Source organism: Rhodococcus sp. 05-2255-3B1, assembly GCF_002258545.1.
Taxonomy (GTDB): Bacteria; Actinomycetota; Actinomycetes; order Mycobacteriales; family Mycobacteriaceae; genus Rhodococcoides.
On the sequence record NZ_NOZC01000008.1, the window covers coordinates 39,353 to 60,790 of the forward strand.

Below are 21,438 nucleotides of genomic sequence, written 5' to 3' on the forward strand. Positions count from 1 at the left end.
CGGATGAAAGTTTTCGCCGCAGTAGCCGAACAAGGTTCTGTCACTCGAGCTGCAGAATCTTTACACCTCACCGGACCTGGAGTGTCGCAACACATCCGCAAGTTGGAGAAGGAAGCCGGCACCACCCTGGTCGAGAGAGAGGGAAGGTCGATACGGCTGACCCCCGCCGGTCGCGCACTGGCGACACGTGCGGCCGCCATGTCCGCTCTCGCCGAAGCCGCAGAAGACGACCTTGCCTCGATCGATACCGACGTTGCCGGAGCGCTGAGAGTAGGCGCGGTCGCAAGTGCATTACGTCGGCTGGTGGTCCCAGCTCTGGCAGACCTCGCTCGCACGTATCCACTGCTGCGCCCCGAGGTCGTCGACGGAGAAGGAATCGATTTGCTCGACCGCCTCCAGCACCGCACCCTCGATCTCGTCGTCTTCGAGTCCTGGGACCATCGGCCGGCGACGGTCCCCGCAGGTATCGACGTCCACACCCTCCACACCGAGGATGTACACCTCGCGGTACCGATCGAGGATAGCCGTGAGATGGCAACCCTCTCCGGCGAAACGGAATCGATCTGGACGGTATGCCCATCAGGGTCGGATGCGCACTCCGCGCTCGTGCACGCATTGCGCGAAGCTGGAGTCGAACCGACGATCCGCTACGAGGTGTCCGACTATTCGACCCAACTGGCCCTCGTCGAAGCAGGTCTGGCCGTCGCGCTGGTTCCGGACACCGCGCGAGTCCGAACGGCCGGGGTGCGGTATCTGCCGACCGAGCCGGCCGTGACGCGTTCGTTGCGTGCGGCGAGCTCGACCCGAATCCCGGCTGTCGGCGCGCTCCTGAATGCGATGAACGTGATTCTCGCAGGCTGATTCCGCGGCCGACCTGCACCCGTAACGCTCGGTTCTCAGGACTGCTCAAAAGGTAACGGGCAGGCATATGACATCTGCGAAACAGGTTGTATGGCAGTGATTGTCAGGGCGCAGGTATGCGCTAGATCCGGGTTCACGGCCACCGGAAGCGCGGGAGATCGCGAATGCTGAACGTCGGCAGGGCGACGGTGGTGGCCGAACACTGTCCGACACGCCCGTGGGATCAAGCTTCGTAGAATTCCCCTATTCGGGGAATTCTACGTTCCGTTCAAGACCTCCGCCATCGGTGCCACAATCGTTACGGTGCGGCGATGAACAGCATCACGCCCCATGAAATGACCCCACTCAGCCCGATTGCATCGGCAGGTTTGCTCGGACGAGCGGCGACGACGTGCTGAACTTCTGCTCCCTGGTAGTGGCAGTCACTGCCGTTATAGCGATCCGTTCCTTCACGGAGTTCCGATCCAGGCGGGTCACGATAGCCGTCTTCCTCGCGGTGTTTCTGCTCTTCAGGTTCGGTGTTCCTCGTCTTACGCCGTTCATCGGATGGCTGCTCGGTTTGTCCACCGAGTAACGGTGCGGGCCAAACGTGCAGAGCTGGCCCGCTGGCCGGGAGAGAAAGGAGAGTGATGTCGAGCGGTATCGTGCATCGAACGATCGATTAAAGGGTGGGTGCGAGTTGTGAGCTGCAGCGAACAGGGTTCGTTCGAGGACATCGTGCCGGGGCTTTTCAAGACCTCGAACGGCATCGCCGACGACGCCGTGAACGGGTGTCCGGGGTACAAATCGCCCCAGGTCCAGCAAGTGACTGGGGTAACGTACCGCCAGCTCGACTACTGGGCCCGTACAGGGCTTGTGTCACCGTCGATCCGCGCTGCATCCGGTTCGGGATCGCAAAGGATGTATGCCTTCTCCGATATCGTGGTGGTCAAAGTGATTCGTCGCCTGCTCGAGGCCGGAGTGTCTTTGCAAAATGTACGCATTGCGATCGAGTGCCTGCGTGCGCGTGACGCCCAGGGTCTGGCATCTGTGACCCTGCTCTGCGACGGTATTTCGGTGTACGAGTGCACATCTGACGACGAGATTGTGGACTTGTTACGCGGTGGGCAGGGCGTGTTCGGCATCGCGCTCGGGCATACAGTCGCGGACGTGGCTGCCGATATCCGTGCGCTCCCTGCAGTCGCTGCGGGAAGCGGCAAGGTCGCCGGGATCGACGAACTGCGATCGCGACGCGACCGCAGGACCGCTTGAAATCGACTACGGAATGAGTAGACACCCTCGGACCAACCATATGGTCCATGCAATGAATTTCGCTGCTTCCGACACGTGGGACCTGATGGAGACGGGAATTGCAGGCGGCATCGGACCTGGAGAAGAGACGCTCACCGATCTCAATTTGATTCGGTTGCAGACTCACATTCCGTCGTTGCGAGTGACGAAGTTCGACAAGGCTGTCGAAGCGGGAAACGGCGCAGATTGGGAGTGGTGGATCGGTTCTTCGGCCGAGGAGCGGTGGATCAAGCTCCGAATTCAAGCGAAACGCGCAAGTCACGATGCCGACATGTACGAGCAGCTCGGACACACAGTGAAGGGAGTCAAGCAATACGACAACCTGATCTTCAAGAGCCTGACCGAAGATGCAATTCCGCTGTACGTCTTTTTCAACGGGTGGCCCGAGGACAGGTTTCTCGTGGGAGGCCACTATCACGATGCGATCGCACAAAACCTCAGAGCGGTGCACGGTGGGCACGTTCCGTACCCGTTGTGGGGCTCGTTGGACTGGGGGTGTGCAATAGCCGCGGCGCAGAAAGTCAAAGCGATCCACGGCGATCCATCGGTATCGGACTTCCCGGCGGCTCTCATCCCCAGGAGACGCCGCAAAAACAAGCGCTACATCCCCCGCTATCTCGTGCACTCGACCCCCTGGGCATACCTCCTGCACTCCGGATCTGGAGGCGCGACACCCACAATTCGACAGGTGGCCGAAAATCTTCACCATATGGAGGGAAACAGATCGCCGCTCACCGACGACGCCTTCGAGGAAATGACCCATCCTCTGCCGTCAAGAGCAGCCGAGCAGGCCGCCTACAACGGCGGGTTCTCGATCCGGAAATCTCTCACCACAGTCGATGAAGCGCGCCATGCTGAACGTCTCGTCACCGCGAGGGAATTCGCTCGCGAGATCGGCAGAGACGATCTCGTGGGTCGGATGCTGAACCTGACAGATGAGACCGAGCGGACAGGACCGGGATATCGACTGTTGTTGGAGCTCAACCCTGAAAGCTCATTTTTCATGAGCCAGGGATAGCGGCGGTCGCCGGATGTGAGATCTCCTGGTTCGACACGAAAAAGTAGTCGGAGGCCACCGTGTGGTGTGCCTCCGACTCACCCTGTGCAATCTCAGTACCAGGAATGCTACACGCGCACAGTCGATATGGCGATCTACACGAACTCGCGTATTCGAGGGAGCACTGCGGCGATCTCCTCGAACAGGCTCGGCCAACCTCGACGCAGACGAGTGACCCTGCCCGATTCGAGAAAATTTCCGTCGAGAATGTGTGAAACCCGCAGATTCGCTGCAGGTGCGCCCAGCGCGGCCAGTTTGGCGTAGACAGGGTTGCTCGGAAGCTCGTGCTGATGGGAATAGGCCAGCACATCGTCCGCGGACCAGTCCCACACCGGACCATAGGCCACAGTTCCATCGTTGCGGCGAACCGTCCCCCCGTGGTGTCGACGCTGCTCCGCTTTGTTGCTGCAGCAGCTCGCGCCTTGGCAGCGCTCGTTGATCTCACGTGCGAGAGCGGAGTAGTACATCGACCACCTGCCGGTTCCTTTCCTGGATTCGTCTGCCCGCACGCCCCAGACCTCCCCGTCACCGAATTTGGTGTGCGCAGCCCGGGCAGGCTGCGCAATCAAGGTCTCGAAGCCTCGCGCGGGTACATGAGCCGACGGGCTACCGCCGTGGTCCCATTCCCCGGTCCGGGCCATCACAGTCAACAGCGTTGGTTCAGCGCGAATGATGTGCAGGTCCAGTCCCAGCTTCGTCGCAATCTGCTCGACGTAGGCGTAGGTCTCGGGGTATTCGAGACCGGAATCGAAAAAAGCTACCGGGACATCTGGGTCCGCCTGACGGGCGAGATCAACAGCAACGACGGAATCCTTTCCACCGCTGAATGCGACGTACCCATCGAATTCGTCGAGGTGTTCGGCCACGCGATCGACGATCGTCGAAATGTCATGTCGCGAGGATCGAAGGGACCGCAGGCGAGTGAGATCGAGGCCGTCGAAATCGTTGCTACGCACCGCCACAACGATAGTCGGGACACGGACACTTCAGACTGGACGAAGCAGAAGCTGCTACCCCGAACAGGCGGAATTACCGGTTACACAATGGGCGTCCGTGTGGTCGCTCGGCAGCAGTTTTCGGGTTGTTCGAGGTGTCCGGTGCCGGTGTTATGTTCGCCCGGATATCGTCCGTTGAATGAGCAAGAGGAAGAGGTGGCGACCGATGAGTCCCACAGAGTCCGACCCAGGCAGCGCGTTGCCCCGGTGGGTAGTTGATCCGTCGGCGGCGAACAATGCGACCGATCAGTCGAACGATTCCGAGCCAGAAGGGGGGTCGGAAGATCGCCACGATGGGCAGGACAGTGACCTCCTCCAGGACTCAGGTGCAGGTCAGCCAGAACCCGCCCGTGAACAGCCTGTAGCCAGCGAATTCGTGCCAATCGACGCACCCAGAATCGCAGCCGACAACGCTGATGAAAACGTGTCAAAAAACGTACCCCAAGCCCGGTCCAAAGTCGCATCCGAAATCGTGCCGAGAGACCGGCCCAGCGCCGCACCCAGCAGCTCCCCCTCGGCGAGCCAGCCCAATTCTGGTGCTCATCGACCCACCTCGGAGCCGGCCCCACGGCCGCCGCGCGTCAACGATGGTCAGGTACCAATACCGGACCGGCCCTCGGCCTGGCCAGGGCAGGGCGGCTCCGCACCCGCTGTTGAGCAATGGCACACCAACAAGTCGGCCGGCAGTTCAGCACCGACATCTCACCCGGAGCCAACAAGCGCCCCCGACTCTCCGGCAGTGACAGCTCATCGCCCCTTCACCTCGCAGCCCGTTCAGTTGGTAGAACCAGTGCCCACAGCAATTCCGACAGCAAGGCCGACAGCAGCTGTTGCCCCTCCGCGGTCGATCGACGAACTGGAGCTGATCCGCCGTGCGCAACTGCCACCTAGCAAAGGTTGGCGACGATGGCTCTACCGACTCTCCTTCGGTTCAGCCAATCCCGGCCAGTCGCCGGCTGAACTCGAGTACGAGCAGCTCCTGCGCCGCGTACGGCAACCGGTTCGAGGGAACTACAAGATCGCAGTCCTCTCCATGAAGGGCGGGGTCGGAAAAACAACCACGACAACAGGGCTTGGATCGACCTTCGCAGCACTGCGGGGCGACCGCGTCATTGCCTATGACGCCAACCCAGATTTCGGGACGCTCGCGTACCGCATTCACCGAGACAGTGACCGCACAGTGCGAGACTTGCTCGCGGACAAAGAAGTACACAGCTACTCCGACGTACGGAGCTACACCTCGCAAGCGCGAAGCAGGCTCGAAGTTCTTGCAAGCGAGCGTGATCCGTCCGTTTCCGAAGCATTCAACGAGCACGACTACACCGCCGCACTGCGCATCCTCGAACAGTTCTACAACATCATCTTGACCGATTGCGGCACCGGTCTCATGAACTCGGCCATGGCAGGCGTCCTCAAAGAAGCCGACGCACTGGTCCTGGTCTCCTCCGCAGCCAAGGACGGAGCACGCAGCGCTGGGGCGACCCTCGAATGGCTGTCGCGACACGGCTTCGACGACCTGGTCAAACGCACCGTCGTCGTCATCAACGAATCACGGAAGGGCTCGACCGCCCTCGATGTCGAGCAACTCAAGTCCTACTTCGCAGAACGCACTCGCGCCGTCCAGGTCGTCCCGTACGACGACCACCTTGCCGAAGGCGACACCATCGATCTCGAGTTACTGGGCAAGCCTGCACAACGCGCGTTCGTTGAGCTGGCTGCTCTGCTCGCCGACGACTTTCCTGCCAACGTCGGCCGGCACGCACCAGCGCCCGGCCCGAGTCCTTGGTGAGTTGGACTGTGCCGGTGAAAGTTGGCCTGTCCGTAGTGTCCGGGCGCGCCGTTAGAGTACAGATATGGCCGAACTATCAAGGGGCAGAGCAGCGCTCGACGTTGTGACGACCGCCTACGAGGCCGCGACAGGATTTGCGGTTTCGTGGCCACCAACCGGAGTTTCAGGTGACTCCGCGTGCGCGCGGTGCGGTGGCGCGACAGAAGGTTCCGGACGGCGAGTGCGTGAGACTGTGTCGAGAACGTTCACCGGGTTCGACGGGTGGGTAGACGTTGCGGCTCCTACGATGTGTCGCGTCTGCGTTTGGGTGTACACGACAACGGCACTTCGCTCGGACCTCCTGCTGGTCACCAGCGATCCACGGCGTGCCACGAAATTGTCGAAGACCCGCTTACGTCGCGTTCTGGGACAAGCGATCTCTCCGACGTCCGCCGTCGTCGTTCCGTTACGTCCTGGGCGCAAGCACATTCTTCCTCATGCCCGGTGGGGTCGGGTCGCCGTCGACGACATCGCGCTTCCATGGACAGAGCACGACGCGGAACGCCTGAGCGCAGTCGTGCGATTGCGACGGCGAGGGTTCTCCCTGGCCGCCCTTGCGCGCGCAGCGCCGGCATTCAGCACGCTCAAGAACATTCCGCATCGAACGTGGACGTCTGTGTTCGCGGATTGGGACAGCCTCGATCCGTGGCGAGAGCGGCCTGTGTACCTCGACCTCGCAGCGACGGCTTCAACGTCAACCAGAGGCACGGCATGACCCCGATCAGAGCTACGACACCGACCCAAACCTGGCTGGACGCAGCCAGCTTCCTGCCGCCCGTCACCGGTGCAGCAGCAATAGCCGAACGACTGTTGCTGCTGCTGCACTACGGAATCAACTGGGACACCGGGTGGGTGGGACGCCGGAGAGAGCTGTACTGGGACCACCACCTGCCAGACCGAGTCCGGGTCGCGACATACACCGGCGGAGCCGACCTCGATCGATGGTGGAGCACCGTGGCAACCGATCTCGAGTCAGCGCCGTCGACGAAAGAACAACGCCTCGAACTATCGGTCCTTCTACGCGAGGAATCGATACCGGTCCTGACCCTCTTACGGGAAAACACCACCGCCCTCGTACTCCGAACACGGATCGTGGCCGAAGCTGTTCAAGCGCGCCGGGCCACCACAGCGACTGCTACATCGCCCAGGAGGCAGAAGTGACCTCGACCCTGCGCTGGCAGCTCGACATCACAGCGGTCTCGGCGATCTCGCACCGCGGTGAACACAGCGCCACCACAACGACCTTGTTCCGGCGCGAAAAAATACTGCAGCCCAACGGTTCCGCAGCCTTGGTTCCGATTGTGTCCGGCAACTCCTTCCGAGGGGCGCTCCGGCGGATCGGAGAGGAGCTATTACGGGACGCCCTTGCATACGAAGGGCTTCTCAGCTTGTCTGCAGCTCACACACTTCGGAACGGGGGCAGCCTGACCAAGGTCACCGGAGAGCCACTGTCCGGCGAACGGCTCCACCGGCTCCGTACATTGAACCCACAGGTCAGCGTCTTTGGCGGCAGCGGCGGCGGTCGAATGATCGACGGCTGTCTCCGCGTGGGCAAAGTGATTCCGCACGTCCTCGAAACCGACCACCTCATGAGCCGTCCCGCACCTGACCGTGCTGTCTTGAGCCAATTCGACACCATGGCGCTCGAACGATACAGCCGGTTCGACGATTCCACCGATCATGACTTCCCCACAGTCGCCCGAACCGACGCAGCCACCGTCGACGGTAGCTCTCTGATGCGTTACGAGATCGAAACACTGCCTGCCGGTACACGATTCGAGTCCTTCTTGCGTCTCGATCGCGCAACCGATCTGGACGTGGCCTTCTTCTCCGACGTCGTCGGCAGGTTCGTCGAGTCCGGAACCATCGGCGGGCGTACAGCTATCGGACACGGTCTCGTCCGCACCAGCTTCGAGCGGACCCTTCTCGCCGGCGACGACCCGAAGGAGCTCGACTGGCGAACCCATCTTCGAGAGCGCCGTGAGGAGGCGCTGGAAGTCATGGAGGCGCTGACGTGATGAGGCCGTTTGAGGTGAAAGCACACCTGGCGGTCGGACTTGCGCATGCAGCTCCATGGGCGACGAGCCTCGATGGCTTGCTCGCATCCGAGATGTGGGAAGACGAGAAAGCCGCTGCTCGGGGCCGCGGACAGTACCTCGAAGCCGCCGGCCCCGACGAAGTGCCCGCCGATCTGGATCTGCCACTCGCTCGGTGCACTCTGGGGGGAGGCGACGACTGGCATTGGTGCGCTACATACGCCTATCCCGAAGACCCGGTCGACGCCCCGGAAATCCATCACTGGAGCGGACGCCCCGACCACCGTGCGCTCGAGCAACTCTCGAGGTACCGACCATCGGTCATCTCCGACCGGCAGGGCCGATATCGCGCACGCCAGATGCCGCTCCTACTGACCTCCACGCGGACTGTGCTCTGGCGAGGTGTCGGCGACATCGACCGGGTGAGCGCAACCCTGGCATCGATCGATGCAATCGGGAAGAAGCGCAGCCAGGGTGAGGGGCAGGTGCTGAGATGGGAAGTGCATCCCGTCGACATCGATGCCTGGTCGGCCGGCCACCTCCATCCGAACGGCCACCTCGGTCGCCTGAGCCCACGGATCTGTCTGCAGGGCAAACCAACAGTCGAAACAGGCGGTTTGGGCCGAGGCGCGATACGGCCACCGCACATGCACTGGTCGAGAATGCGCGAGGTATGCATGCCATGGACACCCCAGTGACCCGTGAATCGGCACCGGAAACGTTGCGGGACAGCAACTTGTCGGAGTCGAACGCCATACTGACAACTATGCGAATCCGAACCCTCGATGGTCCACCGCTACCTGCCGAAATCTTGGCCCATGCGGCGCGCGCGGTCGTTCTTGCGGACCTTCTCGCCGGCCAAGACATCTCCTGCGGCGAGAAGCTTTCAGCGAGGAGCGACGCAAGTCGAGACGCTTCAACAATCAACCGCGGTTGACCGCGCCGACTATAACGGGGTCGGCATCACCGGGCAGGTTTGACCGGCGACTCGCGCGTTGATTCACGCTGTGCGGGAGCGTATTCGGTACACCTGCCGGGTGGTGATTCCGAGCTGGCTTGCGATGGACTCGACTGGGACGTTCTGGGCCGAAAGCGTGGCTATCGTGAGCGCCTGTTGTTGATGCCGGGTAGGCCGGCTCTCTGTGGCTGTGGTGTGCTGAAGCTCTTGGCGCTCTCGTGGTGTCTTTCCGCCCCAAATGCCGTGCTGTTCGTTGTACGTCAGTGCATGGGCGAGGCAAGCAGCTCTGGCGGGGCATTCTGCGCAGACCCACTTTGCTCTGCTGGTTGCTCCACCCGGGGGCGGGAAGAACTCCTCGGGGTCTGTCTGTGCGCACAATGCGTCCGAGCGCCATGACGAAATGTCCGCCGCCGCGGGCGGGGGCAGTGGCGCGGCGATGGCTGTTTCGAGCGGTGTCACGTGTTGGGTCCTTTCTTTCGGGCGACCCGGCCTTTTTCGAGTGGGTTCGACGATATCGAGGGACCCGGACACTTCACCCAGCACACGTGGCGGTCCGGTGCTTTTTGAGCCCGGACCGCCACTGTCCCCGGCACTGAGTGCGCCGGGGACAGTGGCGGTTGGTGTGACTGGGTGAAAAGCGTTCTGGCGCGGTATGATTGAGGCGTTCTGTTGTTGGCGAGACTGACCATCTTGCCCATCTTTCGAGGAGTTTCAAATGCCGGATTTGGCGACTGCGGTAACTGTTGTGGATGCGTGCGGAAGGGCTGGTGTCCCGTCGTTGTTGATTTCGGGGCCGGGTATGGGGAAGTCGAGCCTGGTTCGAGCACTTGCTGCATCCGAAGGGGTGTTGTGCGAAACGGTCTTGGGGTCCTTGCGGGAGCCTGCCGACTTCGCAGGCCTGCCGGTAGTCCGTGAGAGTGGAGTGAGATTGGAGGCCCCGGATTGGGCGCGACGGCTACATGCAGAGGGCGGGGGCTACCTCTTTCTGGACGAGCTGACCACGAGTCCACCGGCCGTTCAGGCTGCGATGCTGGCAGTCGCACTGGATTTGAAGGTGGGTGATCTGCAACTGCCGAAGGAGACTCGGGTCATCGCAGGTGCAAATCCGCCCGATTGCGCAGCAGGGGGGTACGAGTTGGAGGCCCCCTTGGCAAACCGCTTCTGCCACATCGAGTTCACGCCGTCTGTCGATGAATGGCTCGACGGCATGGCCACGGGTTGGGCAAGCACAGCCTATTCGCGTGCGGTGACCAGCGACGAGCAGCGGGAGGCGTTGGTGCGCAGTTCCATCATCGGGTACATCCAGCGTGCACCCGAGGCGCTCGATGCGTTCCCGAAGGTCGGAGTGCAGACAGGTGGCGCATGGCCGTCTCGGCGCACCTGGTCGATGCTCGCGAAGGTGTTGCCACATCTTCGCGACGATGACAACGCCGCGACCAACGCGGTGGTGTTCGGCCTGATCGGGGAAGGCACCGGTGTCGAGTTCCTCGAATGGCGTCGCAACGCCGACCTCCCCGACCCCGTAGCCGTTGTCGAAAACCCCGAGACAGCGTTCGATTGGCGCTCGCGTCCTGATCTGGTGTGGGCCGTGCTGTCCGGTGTGACGGCGTGGGCGGCCTCGCGCGGCACTGTCGAAGCGTGGCGCAACGCCTGGGGTCCGCTGATTGCCGCCGCCGAGGCAGGAGCGCCCGACGTAGCCGGGGCTGCGGCACGAACCCTGGCGAAAGCGCGACCGGCGAAGGCCTCCGTTCCGGCCAGCGCGCGCCGATTTGCACCGATGCTGGTGGCAGCGGGCTTGGTCGAGGCAGCGGCATGAGCGGTGTGCGCGCGCTCGAACCGGCTGAAATGCGAGCGTTCCGACTCGCACGGCTGGTGTCGGCCGAACACATGCCCTACTTCATGCGCGCCCTGTTCGCAGCCCAACCCGTGGCGGCACCGGGCCTGGGTACCTTCGCGGTGGATGCTCGGTGGCGGCTGTACTTGGACCCGGATCTGTTGATCGGGCCTTGCGCATGGCCGGTGCCGATGGTCGGTGCAGTGCTACTGCACGAGGTCGGGCATCTGTTGCGGGCACATGCTGACCGCGCCGCCGCTCTGGGGAAGCCCATCGATCACCTGGTGTGGAACTTCGCGGCCGACGCCGAAATCAACGACGACCTGTTGGCTGCGGGAGTCGGCCTGCCCGAAGGGGTGATCACCCCTCAATCGTTCGGCTGCCTTCCCGGAGACACAGCCGAGCAGTACTACGACTACCTACGTGACCCGGTTGTGCAACCGATTGCCGTCGAACTCGCTGGCGCTGAAGGCGATCCGGGATGCGGATCAGGATCGGGGTGCCCTGCGGTCCCCGGCGAACTCATCGGCTCGGGAGAAGTGATCACGGAGGGACTGGACAATGCGGAAGCGGACCTGGTGCGCCGATCTGTCGCGCAGGCAGTTCGCGAAGCAGCTGGTACCGGTCGAGGTAGTGCCCCGGCGGGACTGGTCCGGTGGGCAGCTGATGTTCTCGCCCCGCCGACTGTGGCGTGGGATCGTCTGCTACGGGCCGTAATTCGGCGTGCGTTGGCAGAGCAGGCGGGTAGGACGAACTATTCGTACTCCCGTCCCTCCCGTCGTCGCATTCCTGGAATCGTCGCCCCGGCTATGCGGGGGCCGTCGATCACGGTTTCGCTCGTCATCGACACGTCCGGGTCGATGACGAGCGCAGACCTCGATGCCGCGATGGGCGAAGTGGCGGGAGTTCTCAAAGCTGGTGGCATCGCACGCGACCGGGTTCGGATTCTGGCGTGTGACGCCAAATCCACTACGGCACAACACGTACGATCGGTCGCTGATGTGACGTTGGTTGGTGGTGGCGGAACCGATATGAGGGTGGGAATCGCCGCAGCCAACGCTGCGCGCCCTGCACCCCACGTCGTCGTGGTGCTGACCGATGGCGATACACCCTGGCCCGACCGGCCCACGAGGTCGCACCTGGTGTGCGCAATCATCGGCGGCGTCCAGGGTAGGGGCGTCACACCGGCATGGGCATCGACGGTGCACGTGCCAGTCGGATCGGGGGCCACGCGATGAACGAAAGCGGACCCGTGGAACTGCTCAAGTACGCAGACAGGGTGCTCACCGGCACTGGAATCGCCGCCGCCGATATCCGCATCGTCGTCGCCAGCGCAGCGGCCGACGCCGCCACAATGGCGTTGCGCGCAGGGTGGGAGTGCGCGAGCAACGCCCTGATCCTCGTCGACGGTGACGAGCGATGAGCGTGGAGTGGTTCGACCTCGCGCAACGCCTCTACGCCGCCGAGAAGATGCAACCGGTCCCTCGGCTGGCACATGCAACCTTCAAGCCGTCCACGACCGCAGTGGCCGTGCGTGCGGTCACGCGAGGAACAACGCTGGCCGTGTCCGTCGCTCGAGATGGATGCACCGAAGAGTCCGCGCACGACACCGAGGCTCTGGCCCTGCTCGCTCGCAACGGGGCAACGACGGTGGGTACGGCTGAACCGGCCATGCTGCTCACTGATGACGCCGCGACGATACCGAGCCTGCTGGCCCTGGCGCGTGCGCACGCCCACCACCCTGATCCGGACATAGCGGGGGCTGCCGCCATGATCGGATGGTGGGCCGATCGGGCCGACCATCCCGGAACGTCGGCGGTGATCGATCTGGTTGCTGCGTCGTCCTCGCGTCTGGTCCTCGGCACTGCGCCCGACGCCGAGCGAGCGGCCCGAACATGGCGTTCCTGGCTCGGCATTACCGACGAGAGCGTCGCAGGCCTGCATGAGTGGGCAGCGTGCATCGCAACGGGACCGCTGTTGCCGCTTCTCGATCCGATACACGACGATGACCGATACTCCTGGGATCGGACATTGTCGGCCACGACTGCGGGCCACGACTGGTCACGGCCGGACAACTCAGCTAGTGCAGCCATGGGACTACGGACCCGATGCGATGCCGCCGACCTCAAAGCCGCTGCGTTGCTGAGTGATCCACTGTGGCGAGTACGAGCGCTGCACACGGGACACGTGGCCCAGGGCATCGCATCGGTGGCGGCACCGCCGACAGGTTCACGCCGCCGCAACGTTTCGGTGTCGGTGACCTGCGACCGGCTGGACTCGAGGATGCGGGTTGATTCGGCAGTTACGGGATGGGTCGGATCAGCACTCGATCAATTCTTCGAGCGCTTCTCTGCCGACGTCACGTCCGCACAGGTGGTCAACGGCAAACTGACGCTCGGTCTCGGCTCGGTCGGAGCGCACGCACCGAACGACGGAGACCAGGTGACCTTGATGCCCCAACCGCCTTCACCGGCGACGATGCGAGCAGGACGGGCGAGGTACTGGAATCTGTACCGCGCTCGCCGTTCCTGGCTTTCGACCGGACAAGCCCCGAGCGCCGTGCGCCGCGAAGTCCCGCTCGATGTCCTGATAGCGGGTGCAGAGGATGTCCAGGATCACTAGGGGATCAAAAATGTTCACTGACAACACATTAGAAGAAGAACGGCACAACAATGCGTATCGTCGCACCCCGAACGGACACCCCGAAAACCGCCGCAACACCTTTCACGGGAACCGAACCGTCATCGCCCGCCCACTGGCCCGGATCACAGATCATGGCCGACCCGATCACTGCACGCGTGCTGTTCTCTGTGTGGTCCGGAGACCCCGCCGTCGTCGTCCCGTCACCACCGGGCGCAGGAAAAACTCGACTGGTCGCGTTGCTCGCCGCCGCCTTGGCCCATCGCGCAGACCTACGGGTGGGTATCGCGGCGCAAACCCGAGAACAAGCCGTGGAAATCGCACGTCGGCTCGGCGCGCTGACAGATCGAGCAGCGTTGATCTGGAAAGCGAAAGCGCCCCTCCCCGACAGTGGAAACACTCCCGTAGTGGCAGGACGAAAAGTGCGGTGGTCGAATGAGACTGGCGCAATTCTCATCGGTACCACGGCGCGGTGGCTCTTCTCGGACCCGGACCGAATCGGTGCCGATGTGTTGATCGTGGACGAAGCATGGCAATGCACCTACGCCGATCTGGGGGCGCTCGGCGCGATGGCTCGACAGGTCGTCTGCGTCGGAGACCCCGGACAGATCGATCCGGTGGTCACAGGAGACGTATCGCGGTGGGAGGGCAGCGAGACCGCACCGAACCTGCCTGCCCCCCTCGCTCTGCAAGCAGCTCACGGCGATTCGGTCGGCGTGGTCCGTCTGCAACACACCTGGCGTCTCGGCGCGAGGACAACGGCCCTCATTCAACCGCTGTTCTACCCCGGCCTGCCTTTTACTTCCCGTCGCCCACCGGAGCATCTGACCGATTCCAGCGGCCCCGACCTGCCTGAACTCGCGCATCGGCCAGTGCGGGTCATCGGAGGCCCAACCGACCCCGTCCTGGCCACACAGTGCGCCCTGCGCGCGCGAGAACTGCTGGACGCCGATGTGACCACACCGGACGGGCAGCGGGCCATGACAGCGGCGGACCTGGCTGTCGTCGTCCCTCATGTCACGCAGGCTGCCGCTGTCCGGGCCTTGCTCTCGGATCACCCCGACGTACTTGTCGGCACCGCAAACTCTCTGCAAGGCCTCGAACGCGCCGCCGTTGTCGTGTTGCACCCGCTTGCCGGGTACCGGACAGCCGAGCCGTTCAATCTCGACTCCGGCAGAGCGTGCGTGATGCTCACCCGCCACCGAGCCCACATGACCGTGGTCATCGATGACGCCACCGCCCACGTCCTCCAACACGCCGAACCATCCCCGGCTCACGCCATCCATACCGGCCTGATGGCCGCACTGCACTGCACGCCCATCGTGTAGCGATTCCCACAAAAAGAAAGGCACACAACATGTCCGACGCATCTATCGAGTACAAGGCCGAGCGACTACCTGGCATCGAGACGTCGAAAGAACTCCGCGCATCGGTCGAGGGACGCGAGCGTCCGCGCATCGGCTACACCCTCGATACCCGAAGCCGGGACAACGGTGTTCGAGCGGCCAACGCTGCCGAAGGGCTGATCGCATACGCCAGGCCGATCGGCCTCGAAACCGAGGAGCTGACAACGGTGTTCGGAGACTTTCTGGGCGACCTGCGGCACCTTGCCGACGCCGTCGGCGTCGATTGGGACGCCGTGGACGAACGCGGTCAAGACCACTACCGCTGCGAGCTGTACGGGACCGAGTAGGGGACGCCTTGGGGAGAGGAGTGAGCGGCGGTTCGGTGCGCCGGGTCGCTGCTCGCCCCAGGCCCGTCCCCGGCACTGGGTGCGCCGGGGACGTTTTCGCTGCTGAGCCCTAGCGAACTCCGGGTCCGGTGGGTAGTGTCCTGGCGTATCGGCTTGGTGGGTGGTTCCACGAAGCCGCGGCGTCGACCATTTCGTTGTTGTCGCCGTTTTCACCAGATGAGCGGACTGACCATCCGACTTCCGAGAAGAGCAGAGGTGTGTCGAATATGAGAGTCCTCGTCCGGATCGACGGTAGGAATCATGGACCTGCGAGCAGTTCGGGTTCGCCGCGAGACTGCGCGCTGGCCGTAGCGCGTGGTGTGGCGGCAGTGTTGGCGGTTTTTGCTGCATTTGCCGGATTGGCCTGGGCTGCACTGCTACGCCGGACCGACCATGCCGCCATCGACGGAGATCCGCGCCGTGTAGCGATGGTGTTCGCCGCTTCTTGCTCGGCGTGTGCTGTAGCAACTGGGATCGAGTGGCTGCTTCGACGCCGCAGTGGCGCAATGGATACCGATCCCGTCCAGGGTGTGCGACCACCGAGAGAGGCTTCGTCGCAGCGCCACCGGACTGTGAACTCGAACAGTCGGGCGGCAGGGGAGTTCGACAGACCGGAGCGTCTGGCCGGTGCGACATCGTGACGAGAAAATTCGCCCCCGCACTTCGGATCGAGGTGATCGTCGTCCGCGATCCAGATGGTCCTACCCACATCCAAGTCTTCGTCGACGGTGTTCCGGCTGCAGCAACACAATTTCACATCGACGCAGGAAGGGGATGGACGTGGGGCGACTGGGCCGACACACGAGACTGCGATCTCGCGGTCATCTCATCCGGAGCGCGGGGAGCGCTCGAAGACGCCTACGACGATCCCCCCGGTGGTGACGCCGTCCGCGGCAGGATCGGTGACTGGCTGGACGGCGCTGAAAGATCGGAAAATTAAGCAGCAGAGTGATATCGCGCCGCGTTGTTGGTCGCATAGCGGCACAGAGACCAGTCAGAAATTGATCGACAGACCGACCATCTGTCCCACAGAAACGGGAGTACCCATGCAATCCTCGATCTCGACAACGCGGCCGCCCTCGGTCGACCTCTCACCGCACGCACGAGCTGCCGGCAGTACCGGCTGCAGCTCGAACAGTAAGGCGCACAGCGCCATCGCCAGCGAAGTCCATCGCCGGATGCAACACGGCCTGTCTGAGAGGTACTTTGCTGCTACTCCGAACGCCGCCGACCGCTTCCGACCAACCGTTCCTGACCATGAGCTGACGGACCACGTTTTCGAGGTGGTTTTCGGATTGCGGTGGCGGCAGGTGTTCGACTTGGCGCGCACCCTCGACGTCGAGTCCGATCTGCTGGAAACCGCACCGGAGACGGTCAGCGCCGCGTGGTGGTGCGCACCCGGCTGGCGGAAAGCGACACACGCTGCCCACACGGCGGCCTGCGGCGACAATCGGCGTCACGAACTCACAGCGACCATGAACCTGCTCGGCGTCCTCGGATGCGGGGCTGCCAGAGTCGCTGCCCGCGATGTCGGCCGAGGCTTGGTCGTACGAGATCTGATCGGTTCCGATTTCACTCAAGAGCACTACGACTACCTGACCGGGCCGTGGCGTCGCAACGTCGGCCCGGTCCATCCCGGCGACCGGCCACTAGACCAGTACCCGACGGCCCCGAACTCGCAACGCTTGTGACACCCGGGCGCATATTGCCCGCCCGGTGCGGCCACAGGAGAACGCTCCTGGGGTGCGATTCAGTGGCCGGCTGTCACAGACCTCACCGCGACGCTATCTACCCCGTGCAGGACTGCGTTTGCTATCGCGCTCACTACGAAAGGACTCCCTGATGGACCCACAATCCGGCCGAGACGGCCTCATCCACGACGTAGAGCGCCACCTCGCGGCCGAAGATGGCCGCCGCGAGGCTCGCACTGTTGCGCTTGCATGTGTCGGCTACGTCGTCGGCATGCTCGCGATCTTCAACGGGGCTCTGCCGATCGTGAAGGATCTGGTCACCGTCAGTTTGGTCATCTCCTTGGCCGGCACGTTGCTCGCTGCCTTCTCGGCTCTGACTCTGGCACTACTGCATCGTTGGTCAGACCGTTCGGACCGTAGGCGGCGCGGAAGCTGCGGGCATGCCGACTTGCCGGCGGAGGCGGTTCGATGAGCGCGCGCGGACGACTCCGCATCGCGGTGCCCATCGTGATGGCCGTACTCGCGGTCGGGACGTACACGTTCGGAACGCACGCCGATCCGCTCTCACGACCAGCGGTGGTCGACACCCCAGACCCAGCCGCGGCGAGCACGCCTGTACCCATCGCGCAGCTCCTCGCTCAGCTCGAAACGGTGGACTCGCTCGCAGACGTCGATGGATACGACCGATCCTGCAAGAAGGGCTCAGGGTGCGTGTTCGGCCCGGCGTGGACCGATGACTCGTCCGCCCCTGGATCGCACAACGGCTGTGACACTCGAAACGACGTCCTGGCAACCCAACTGATCGACGTCGAGTTCAAGCCCGGAACCCGCGACTGCAAAGTCGCAGCAGGGATACTCCACGACCCCTACACAGGATCGACGATCGACGACCTCGGGAAGATTCAGATCGATCACGTGTACCCGTTGGCGAGGGCGTGGGACGCAGGGGCGTGGGCCTGGTCGATCGACCAGCGAACCGCCTTCGCCAACGCCGTCGACATCAACTTGCTCGCGGTGGACGGACGTACGAATCAGCAGAAGTCGGACAAGGGAATCGACACCTGGCTGCCACCCAACGCGCCATACCAATGCCGTTACGTCACTTCGTATCTCACCGTGGCCGCGAAATACGACCTCGACATCACCAGCGCCGATGCGCAAACAGCGTCGAGCGTCTGCAGCCAATGACCCAACGTTCGGAGGACGCCATGACCGAAACCGACCCCACCACCGACACAAACGCTGTCCCGCTCCACCCCAACCCATGGATCATCACGACCGCACCTGATCGAAACAGCTACACGATCGAATTGCCCAGCAGGGGGATCTCGTTCGCGATTGACGCCGATCTACGATTCCAGCTCCTCGATGCCCTCCACGACCCGGAAGAGCGATGATGGGCGACGCCACGGCCATCGAATGGACCGACGCAACCTGGAACCCGGTCACCGGCTGCACCGCAGTCTCGTCGGGCTGCGATCATTGCTACGCCCAAACCCTCGCTGAGCGGTTCCGCGGCACACCGGGGCACTACTTCGAGCACGGATTCGACGTCGAGATGCGCCCCGGCAAGCTCGACCAGCCGCTGCGATGGAGCCGGCCACGCCGGATTTTCGTGAATTCGATGAGCGACCTCTTCCATCCAGCAATCCCGGACGACTACATCGCCCGGGTGTTCGCGGTGATCGCGCTCGCCCGCCAGCACACCTTTCAATTGCTTACCAAGAGACCCGCTCGGATGCGGGCACTGCTCCAGTCCGATGCCTTCCGCCGCGCCGTCGACGACGCCATCGCTGGCGTCGTCGCAGCCTTCCGCCCCGCCGATGTCTGGTACCAGAGCTGGCCGCTGCCGAACCTGTGGATCGGCGTCTCGGCCGAAGACCAGAAGACTGCAGACCTTGCGAGTATGGGCGCTGCTGGACACGCCTGCAGCTCTTCGGTTCGTCTCTGCCGAACCGCTCCTCGGACCGATCGACTTCACGCGCCTACGACCCAGCAGAATCGGAGGAGCGCTGACTCGCGACGGGCTCCGTTCGGTCGAAGACTCGAAATGCGGCGGCGAGCGCGAACCAGCGCTTGACTGGGTGATCGTCGGCGGTGAGTCCGGCCGCGGGGCACGGCCTATGCATCCGCGATGGGTACGAGAGATCCGGGACCAGTGCACCGCTGCCGATGTGCCCTTTCTGTTCAAGCAGTGGGGCGAGTGGGCACCAGCGGAGGTGATCGCCAGATTCCGTGACTACCACCACTTCGACGACGGCACCGAAGTTCGACGAGTCGGCCGTAAGGCCGCCGGCCGGATCCTCGACCGACGGGTGTGGGACAGCGTGCCCGACGGAGCCGGACGATGAGTGGATCGCTCGACATCACGGCATCGGACTTCTTCTGCGGTGCCGGCGGATCCACGACCGGAATGATCGCCATCCCCGGGGTGAGGGTATCGGCAGCGTCGAACCACTGGGACAAGGCAATCGAGACGCACCAGTACAACCACCAGCACACCGAGCACATCCTCGCGGACCTCTCTCAGATCACTCCGAAGCTGTTTCCTCGCACGACAATCGGATGGTTCAGCCCCGAATGCACCTGGCACTCGAATGCTCGCGGGGCCAAGCGCCTCGCCGCGCAGATCTCGTTACTGTCCGACGACCTACCGTCCGAGGCCGCCGAGCGATCGAGGGCGACGATGTGGGACGTCGTTCGGTTCACCGAGTATCACCGATACGAATTGGTTTTCGTCGAGAACGTCGTCGAGATCTACTCATGGCCTCTCTACAGGCCATGGATCGCGGCGATGCACGCCCTCGTTTACGAACATCGCCTTATCTGCCTGAATTCGATGCACTCATGGACTTTTGGGACACCAGCGCCGCAGTCCCGCGATCGCCTCTATGTGTGCTTCTGGAAGGCCGGCAACCGGGCACCTGACTTCGAGACCGTGGTCCGTCCGCCGGCAACCTGCTCTCGCTGCGGGCCCGTGCGTGCGTTGCAGGCCTGGAAGAACCCAGGGGTGGCTGTGGGTAAGTACCGTAGCCAGTACTCCTACCGGTGCCCCGCACGTGCGTGTGCGGACACCGTGCTCGAGCCCGACTGGCTCCCTGCCTCGACCATCATCGACTGGACCAAGACCGGCCAGCGGATAGGGGACCGCACTCGTCCGTTGAAGCCGAAAACGATCGCACGAATCCAGGCCGGCATCGACCGGTATTGGGCAGCTCCGCATGCCGAGGACGCGAGAGAAGCCGCGGGCACGCTGTTCGAGTATCGGCAGGCAAGATCACGGCCGTCTGAGGGGCGGGCCCCGGTGTTCGAGCCGTTCGTGTCGGTGCTGCGGGGCCAGTCGAAGAATCATCGAACCTCGGAGGCGCTGTCGACCGTATCCGCGGGCGGCCGCCATCATGCGGTGATCACCCCGTTCATCGCAGAGCTGCGAGGTGGAGGTTCGACTGCGCGATCGGTCAGCGACGCTCTCTGCACCGTGACGGCATCGGGTAACCACCATGGCTTGGTCGTGCCCGCTGCCGCTCACCATCGAAAGTCCACACGCCGACCGATCGCCGTCGAAGACCTGTCCTTCAGAATGCTCGACGTACCGGAACTCAAAGGCGCAATGGGATTTCCGTCCTCGTACGTTCTACGCGGGGGAACCAAGCAACGAGACGTCCGGATGTGCGGTAACGCTGTGACACCGCCGACCTCGCGAGACCTAGTGGGAATTGGTATTCGGAGTCTAGAGGCCGACTGTTCGTGAACACCGCTCACTTTCTGCTTCAGCAGCTTCTTTGTGTCAACCGAACAGCGACGTCCATCCCGAACCGTGTACCTTCTTCATCTCGTTGTCGAAGTCGGTGACGTCCGAGACAGTGAGTACGTGGTGGTCAACCAGCCAACGACTCATCCCTGGATTGAGGCCATCTTCGCTTGCCCATGACAGCTTGTTGATATCGTCGAAATGCTTATCCATGACTCTGTGGAGATTCTTGAATACGCCTGTCTCGCTGATCGAGTAGCTTCCAAGCCACTCTTCTATCTTGCCTTTTCTGACGATTTTGGGATTCGAGAACCCGCCGATAATGAATTCATATTCACGAAAGGTCAACCAGAAAAGAGTGCTTTTGTGCTTGTCGTCGTGTAGCCATTCGCGCAGCGCCCGAGCAATGTGTTCGTTGGATGAAAGCTGTTCGATATGCTCGTTCGGTACGAAAGTCGGGATAAGATCCGAATTCGATGTGTCGGGGCCTGCTTCGGGCGTGTCGACCAGTACAACGTACTCGCGCTGGCGGCGGATGGCGTGGACTGCAAACGCTGGAGGTGGTCCAACCGCTATGCGGTAACGGGCACCAGGTTCTGACAGTGCAAAGCGATTGCCTTTGCGCTCATCGCGGGCGTCTCCTGATTCGCGTGCTTCTCTGGGTAATTGTTCGAGTACTGCGCCGTAGGTGTGGCTACCCAGTCTGTGTTCAGGTTCTGCTGCATCAAGTTTCACCTGCCTGTATGACAAACTGGATGACTTAAG

At 63.1% G+C, this 21,438-nt stretch carries 22 protein-coding genes and 1 pseudogene; 20 read left to right on the forward strand and 3 right to left on the reverse strand.

From position 1 onward, the window contains the following. Positions 1-3: 3 nt before the first annotated feature. From CH249_RS08015 to CH249_RS08030, 3 genes are all read left to right on the forward strand, one after another. The gene (locus tag CH249_RS08015) at positions 4-861 is read left to right on the forward strand and encodes a LysR family transcriptional regulator (RefSeq protein ID WP_176460259.1); all 858 of its coding nucleotides are present in this window, start codon (positions 4-6) and stop codon (positions 859-861) included. Between the two features lie 681 nt (positions 862-1,542). Continuing rightward, positions 1,543-2,112 carry a MerR family transcriptional regulator gene (locus tag CH249_RS08025; RefSeq protein ID WP_303396048.1) on the forward strand — a complete coding sequence of 190 codons (570 nt, stop codon included), beginning with the start codon at positions 1,543-1,545 and terminating at the stop codon, positions 2,110-2,112. Next, positions 2,027-3,169: a DUF6615 family protein gene (locus CH249_RS08030; protein ID WP_143537510.1), complete on the forward strand. Its 1,143-nt coding sequence runs from the start codon at positions 2,027-2,029 to the stop codon at positions 3,167-3,169. Before CH249_RS08025 ends, CH249_RS08030 begins: the two co-directional genes overlap by 86 nt. Before the next feature lie 134 nt (positions 3,170-3,303). Here the strand turns inward: CH249_RS08030 and CH249_RS08035 are convergent, their stop codons facing one another. After that, the gene (locus CH249_RS08035; RefSeq protein WP_052049301.1) at positions 3,304-4,170 is read right to left on the reverse strand and encodes a phosphoadenosine phosphosulfate reductase family protein; all 867 of its coding nucleotides are present in this window, start codon (positions 4,168-4,170) and stop codon (positions 3,304-3,306) included. A 199-nt stretch (positions 4,171-4,369) separates the two neighbouring features. On the opposite strand from CH249_RS08035, the gene CH249_RS28715 reads away from it, so the two are divergent. From CH249_RS28715 to CH249_RS08060, 4 genes are all read left to right on the forward strand, one after another. After that, the gene (locus CH249_RS28715) at positions 4,370-5,992 is read left to right on the forward strand and encodes a MinD/ParA family protein (protein WP_080733001.1); all 1,623 of its coding nucleotides are present in this window, start codon (positions 4,370-4,372) and stop codon (positions 5,990-5,992) included. Between the two features lie 750 nt (positions 5,993-6,742). After that, positions 6,743-7,192, forward strand: a complete 450-nt coding sequence (locus CH249_RS08050; protein WP_032364830.1) for a hypothetical protein — start codon at positions 6,743-6,745, stop codon at positions 7,190-7,192. After that, a complete protein-coding gene (locus CH249_RS08055) occupies positions 7,189-8,049 on the forward strand; it encodes a hypothetical protein (RefSeq protein ID WP_032364831.1) in 861 nt (286 codons plus the stop codon). The genes CH249_RS08050 and CH249_RS08055 overlap by 4 nt, the downstream gene beginning before the upstream one ends. Continuing rightward, on the forward strand, positions 8,049-8,765 hold the full coding sequence (locus tag CH249_RS08060; RefSeq protein ID WP_032364832.1) for a hypothetical protein: 717 nt from the start codon (positions 8,049-8,051) through the stop codon (positions 8,763-8,765). The genes CH249_RS08055 and CH249_RS08060 overlap by 1 nt, the downstream gene beginning before the upstream one ends. Positions 8,766-9,067: 302 nt before the next feature. On the opposite strand, the gene CH249_RS28720 is transcribed toward CH249_RS08060, so the two are convergent. Continuing rightward, positions 9,068-9,568, reverse strand: a complete 501-nt coding sequence (locus tag CH249_RS28720) for a WhiB family transcriptional regulator (RefSeq protein ID WP_373454416.1) — start codon at positions 9,566-9,568, stop codon at positions 9,068-9,070. Positions 9,569-9,740: 172 nt separating this feature from the next. On the opposite strand from CH249_RS28720, the gene CH249_RS08070 reads away from it, so the two are divergent. The 13 genes and pseudogenes from CH249_RS08070 to CH249_RS08130 all read left to right on the forward strand — a co-directional run bounded on the left by CH249_RS08070 (position 9,741) and on the right by CH249_RS08130 (position 20,673). Further along, positions 9,741-10,841, forward strand: coding sequence for an ATP-binding protein (locus CH249_RS08070; RefSeq protein WP_032364833.1), 1,101 nt, complete (start codon positions 9,741-9,743; stop codon positions 10,839-10,841). Further along, the gene (locus CH249_RS08075) at positions 10,838-12,097 is read left to right on the forward strand and encodes a VWA-like domain-containing protein (protein ID WP_032364834.1); all 1,260 of its coding nucleotides are present in this window, start codon (positions 10,838-10,840) and stop codon (positions 12,095-12,097) included. Before CH249_RS08070 ends, CH249_RS08075 begins: the two co-directional genes overlap by 4 nt. Next, positions 12,094-12,282, forward strand: a complete 189-nt coding sequence (locus CH249_RS08080; RefSeq protein ID WP_032364835.1) for a hypothetical protein — start codon at positions 12,094-12,096, stop codon at positions 12,280-12,282. Before CH249_RS08075 ends, CH249_RS08080 begins: the two co-directional genes overlap by 4 nt. Continuing rightward, complete coding sequence (locus tag CH249_RS08085; protein WP_032364836.1) at positions 12,279-13,481, forward strand: hypothetical protein; 1,203 nt, start codon at positions 12,279-12,281, stop codon at positions 13,479-13,481. The genes CH249_RS08080 and CH249_RS08085 overlap by 4 nt, the downstream gene beginning before the upstream one ends. Before the next feature lie 50 nt (positions 13,482-13,531). Beyond that, positions 13,532-14,827 carry an AAA family ATPase gene (locus CH249_RS08090; RefSeq protein ID WP_032364837.1) on the forward strand — a complete coding sequence of 432 codons (1,296 nt, stop codon included), beginning with the start codon at positions 13,532-13,534 and terminating at the stop codon, positions 14,825-14,827. A 29-nt stretch (positions 14,828-14,856) separates the two neighbouring features. Beyond that, positions 14,857-15,192 (forward strand): hypothetical protein, encoded by a 336-nt coding sequence (locus CH249_RS08095; RefSeq protein WP_032364838.1) that lies wholly within the window; start codon positions 14,857-14,859, stop codon positions 15,190-15,192. 676 nt (positions 15,193-15,868) lie between these two features. Continuing rightward, positions 15,869-16,171, forward strand: a complete 303-nt coding sequence (locus CH249_RS08100; protein ID WP_032364839.1) for a hypothetical protein — start codon at positions 15,869-15,871, stop codon at positions 16,169-16,171. Positions 16,172-16,514: 343 nt separating this feature from the next. Then, the gene (locus tag CH249_RS08105) at positions 16,515-16,922 is read left to right on the forward strand and encodes a hypothetical protein (protein ID WP_032364840.1); all 408 of its coding nucleotides are present in this window, start codon (positions 16,515-16,517) and stop codon (positions 16,920-16,922) included. 151 nt (positions 16,923-17,073) lie between these two features. Beyond that, positions 17,074-17,394, forward strand: a complete 321-nt coding sequence (locus CH249_RS08110) for a hypothetical protein (protein ID WP_015586223.1) — start codon at positions 17,074-17,076, stop codon at positions 17,392-17,394. Continuing rightward, positions 17,391-18,110, forward strand: coding sequence for an HNH endonuclease family protein (locus tag CH249_RS08115; protein WP_032364841.1), 720 nt, complete (start codon positions 17,391-17,393; stop codon positions 18,108-18,110). The genes CH249_RS08110 and CH249_RS08115 overlap by 4 nt, the downstream gene beginning before the upstream one ends. Positions 18,111-18,130: 20 nt before the next feature. Next, complete coding sequence (locus tag CH249_RS08120) at positions 18,131-18,319, forward strand: hypothetical protein (RefSeq protein ID WP_139278549.1); 189 nt, start codon at positions 18,131-18,133, stop codon at positions 18,317-18,319. Then, positions 18,319-19,273, forward strand: a pseudogene (locus CH249_RS08125) (DUF5131 family protein). The gene CH249_RS08120 and the pseudogene CH249_RS08125 overlap by 1 nt, the downstream one beginning before the upstream one ends. Beyond that, positions 19,270-20,673: a DNA cytosine methyltransferase gene (locus CH249_RS08130; RefSeq protein ID WP_032364842.1), complete on the forward strand. Its 1,404-nt coding sequence runs from the start codon at positions 19,270-19,272 to the stop codon at positions 20,671-20,673. The pseudogene CH249_RS08125 and the gene CH249_RS08130 overlap by 4 nt, the downstream one beginning before the upstream one ends. A 36-nt stretch (positions 20,674-20,709) precedes the next feature. Here the strand turns inward: CH249_RS08130 and CH249_RS27525 are convergent, their stop codons facing one another. Further along, positions 20,710-21,408, reverse strand: a complete 699-nt coding sequence (locus CH249_RS27525; RefSeq protein WP_141214628.1) for a hypothetical protein — start codon at positions 21,406-21,408, stop codon at positions 20,710-20,712. Between the last annotated feature and the right edge of the window lie 30 nt (positions 21,409-21,438).

Bases quoted from the DNA above. Each gene is read 5' to 3' on its own strand.
- CH249_RS08015 (WP_176460259.1), top strand. From the start codon at position 4: ATGAAAGTTTTCGCCGCAGTAGCCGAACAAGGTTCTGTCACTCGAGCT.
- CH249_RS28715 (WP_080733001.1), top strand. From the start codon at position 4,370: ATGAGTCCCACAGAGTCCGACCCAGGCAGCGCGTTGCCCCGGTGGGTA.
- CH249_RS08050 (WP_032364830.1), top strand. From the start codon at position 6,743: ATGACCCCGATCAGAGCTACGACACCGACCCAAACCTGGCTGGACGCA.
- CH249_RS08060 (WP_032364832.1), top strand. From the start codon at position 8,049: ATGAGGCCGTTTGAGGTGAAAGCACACCTGGCGGTCGGACTTGCGCAT.
- CH249_RS08070 (WP_032364833.1), top strand. From the start codon at position 9,741: ATGCCGGATTTGGCGACTGCGGTAACTGTTGTGGATGCGTGCGGAAGG.
- CH249_RS08075 (WP_032364834.1), top strand. From the start codon at position 10,838: ATGAGCGGTGTGCGCGCGCTCGAACCGGCTGAAATGCGAGCGTTCCGA.
- CH249_RS08080 (WP_032364835.1), top strand. From the start codon at position 12,094: ATGAACGAAAGCGGACCCGTGGAACTGCTCAAGTACGCAGACAGGGTG.
- CH249_RS08085 (WP_032364836.1), top strand. From the start codon at position 12,279: ATGAGCGTGGAGTGGTTCGACCTCGCGCAACGCCTCTACGCCGCCGAG.
- CH249_RS08090 (WP_032364837.1), top strand. From the start codon at position 13,532: ATGCGTATCGTCGCACCCCGAACGGACACCCCGAAAACCGCCGCAACA.
- CH249_RS08095 (WP_032364838.1), top strand. From the start codon at position 14,857: ATGTCCGACGCATCTATCGAGTACAAGGCCGAGCGACTACCTGGCATC.
- CH249_RS08110 (WP_015586223.1), top strand. From the start codon at position 17,074: ATGGACCCACAATCCGGCCGAGACGGCCTCATCCACGACGTAGAGCGC.
- CH249_RS08115 (WP_032364841.1), top strand. From the start codon at position 17,391: ATGAGCGCGCGCGGACGACTCCGCATCGCGGTGCCCATCGTGATGGCC.
- CH249_RS08120 (WP_139278549.1), top strand. From the start codon at position 18,131: ATGACCGAAACCGACCCCACCACCGACACAAACGCTGTCCCGCTCCAC.
- CH249_RS08130 (WP_032364842.1), top strand. From the start codon at position 19,270: ATGAGTGGATCGCTCGACATCACGGCATCGGACTTCTTCTGCGGTGCC.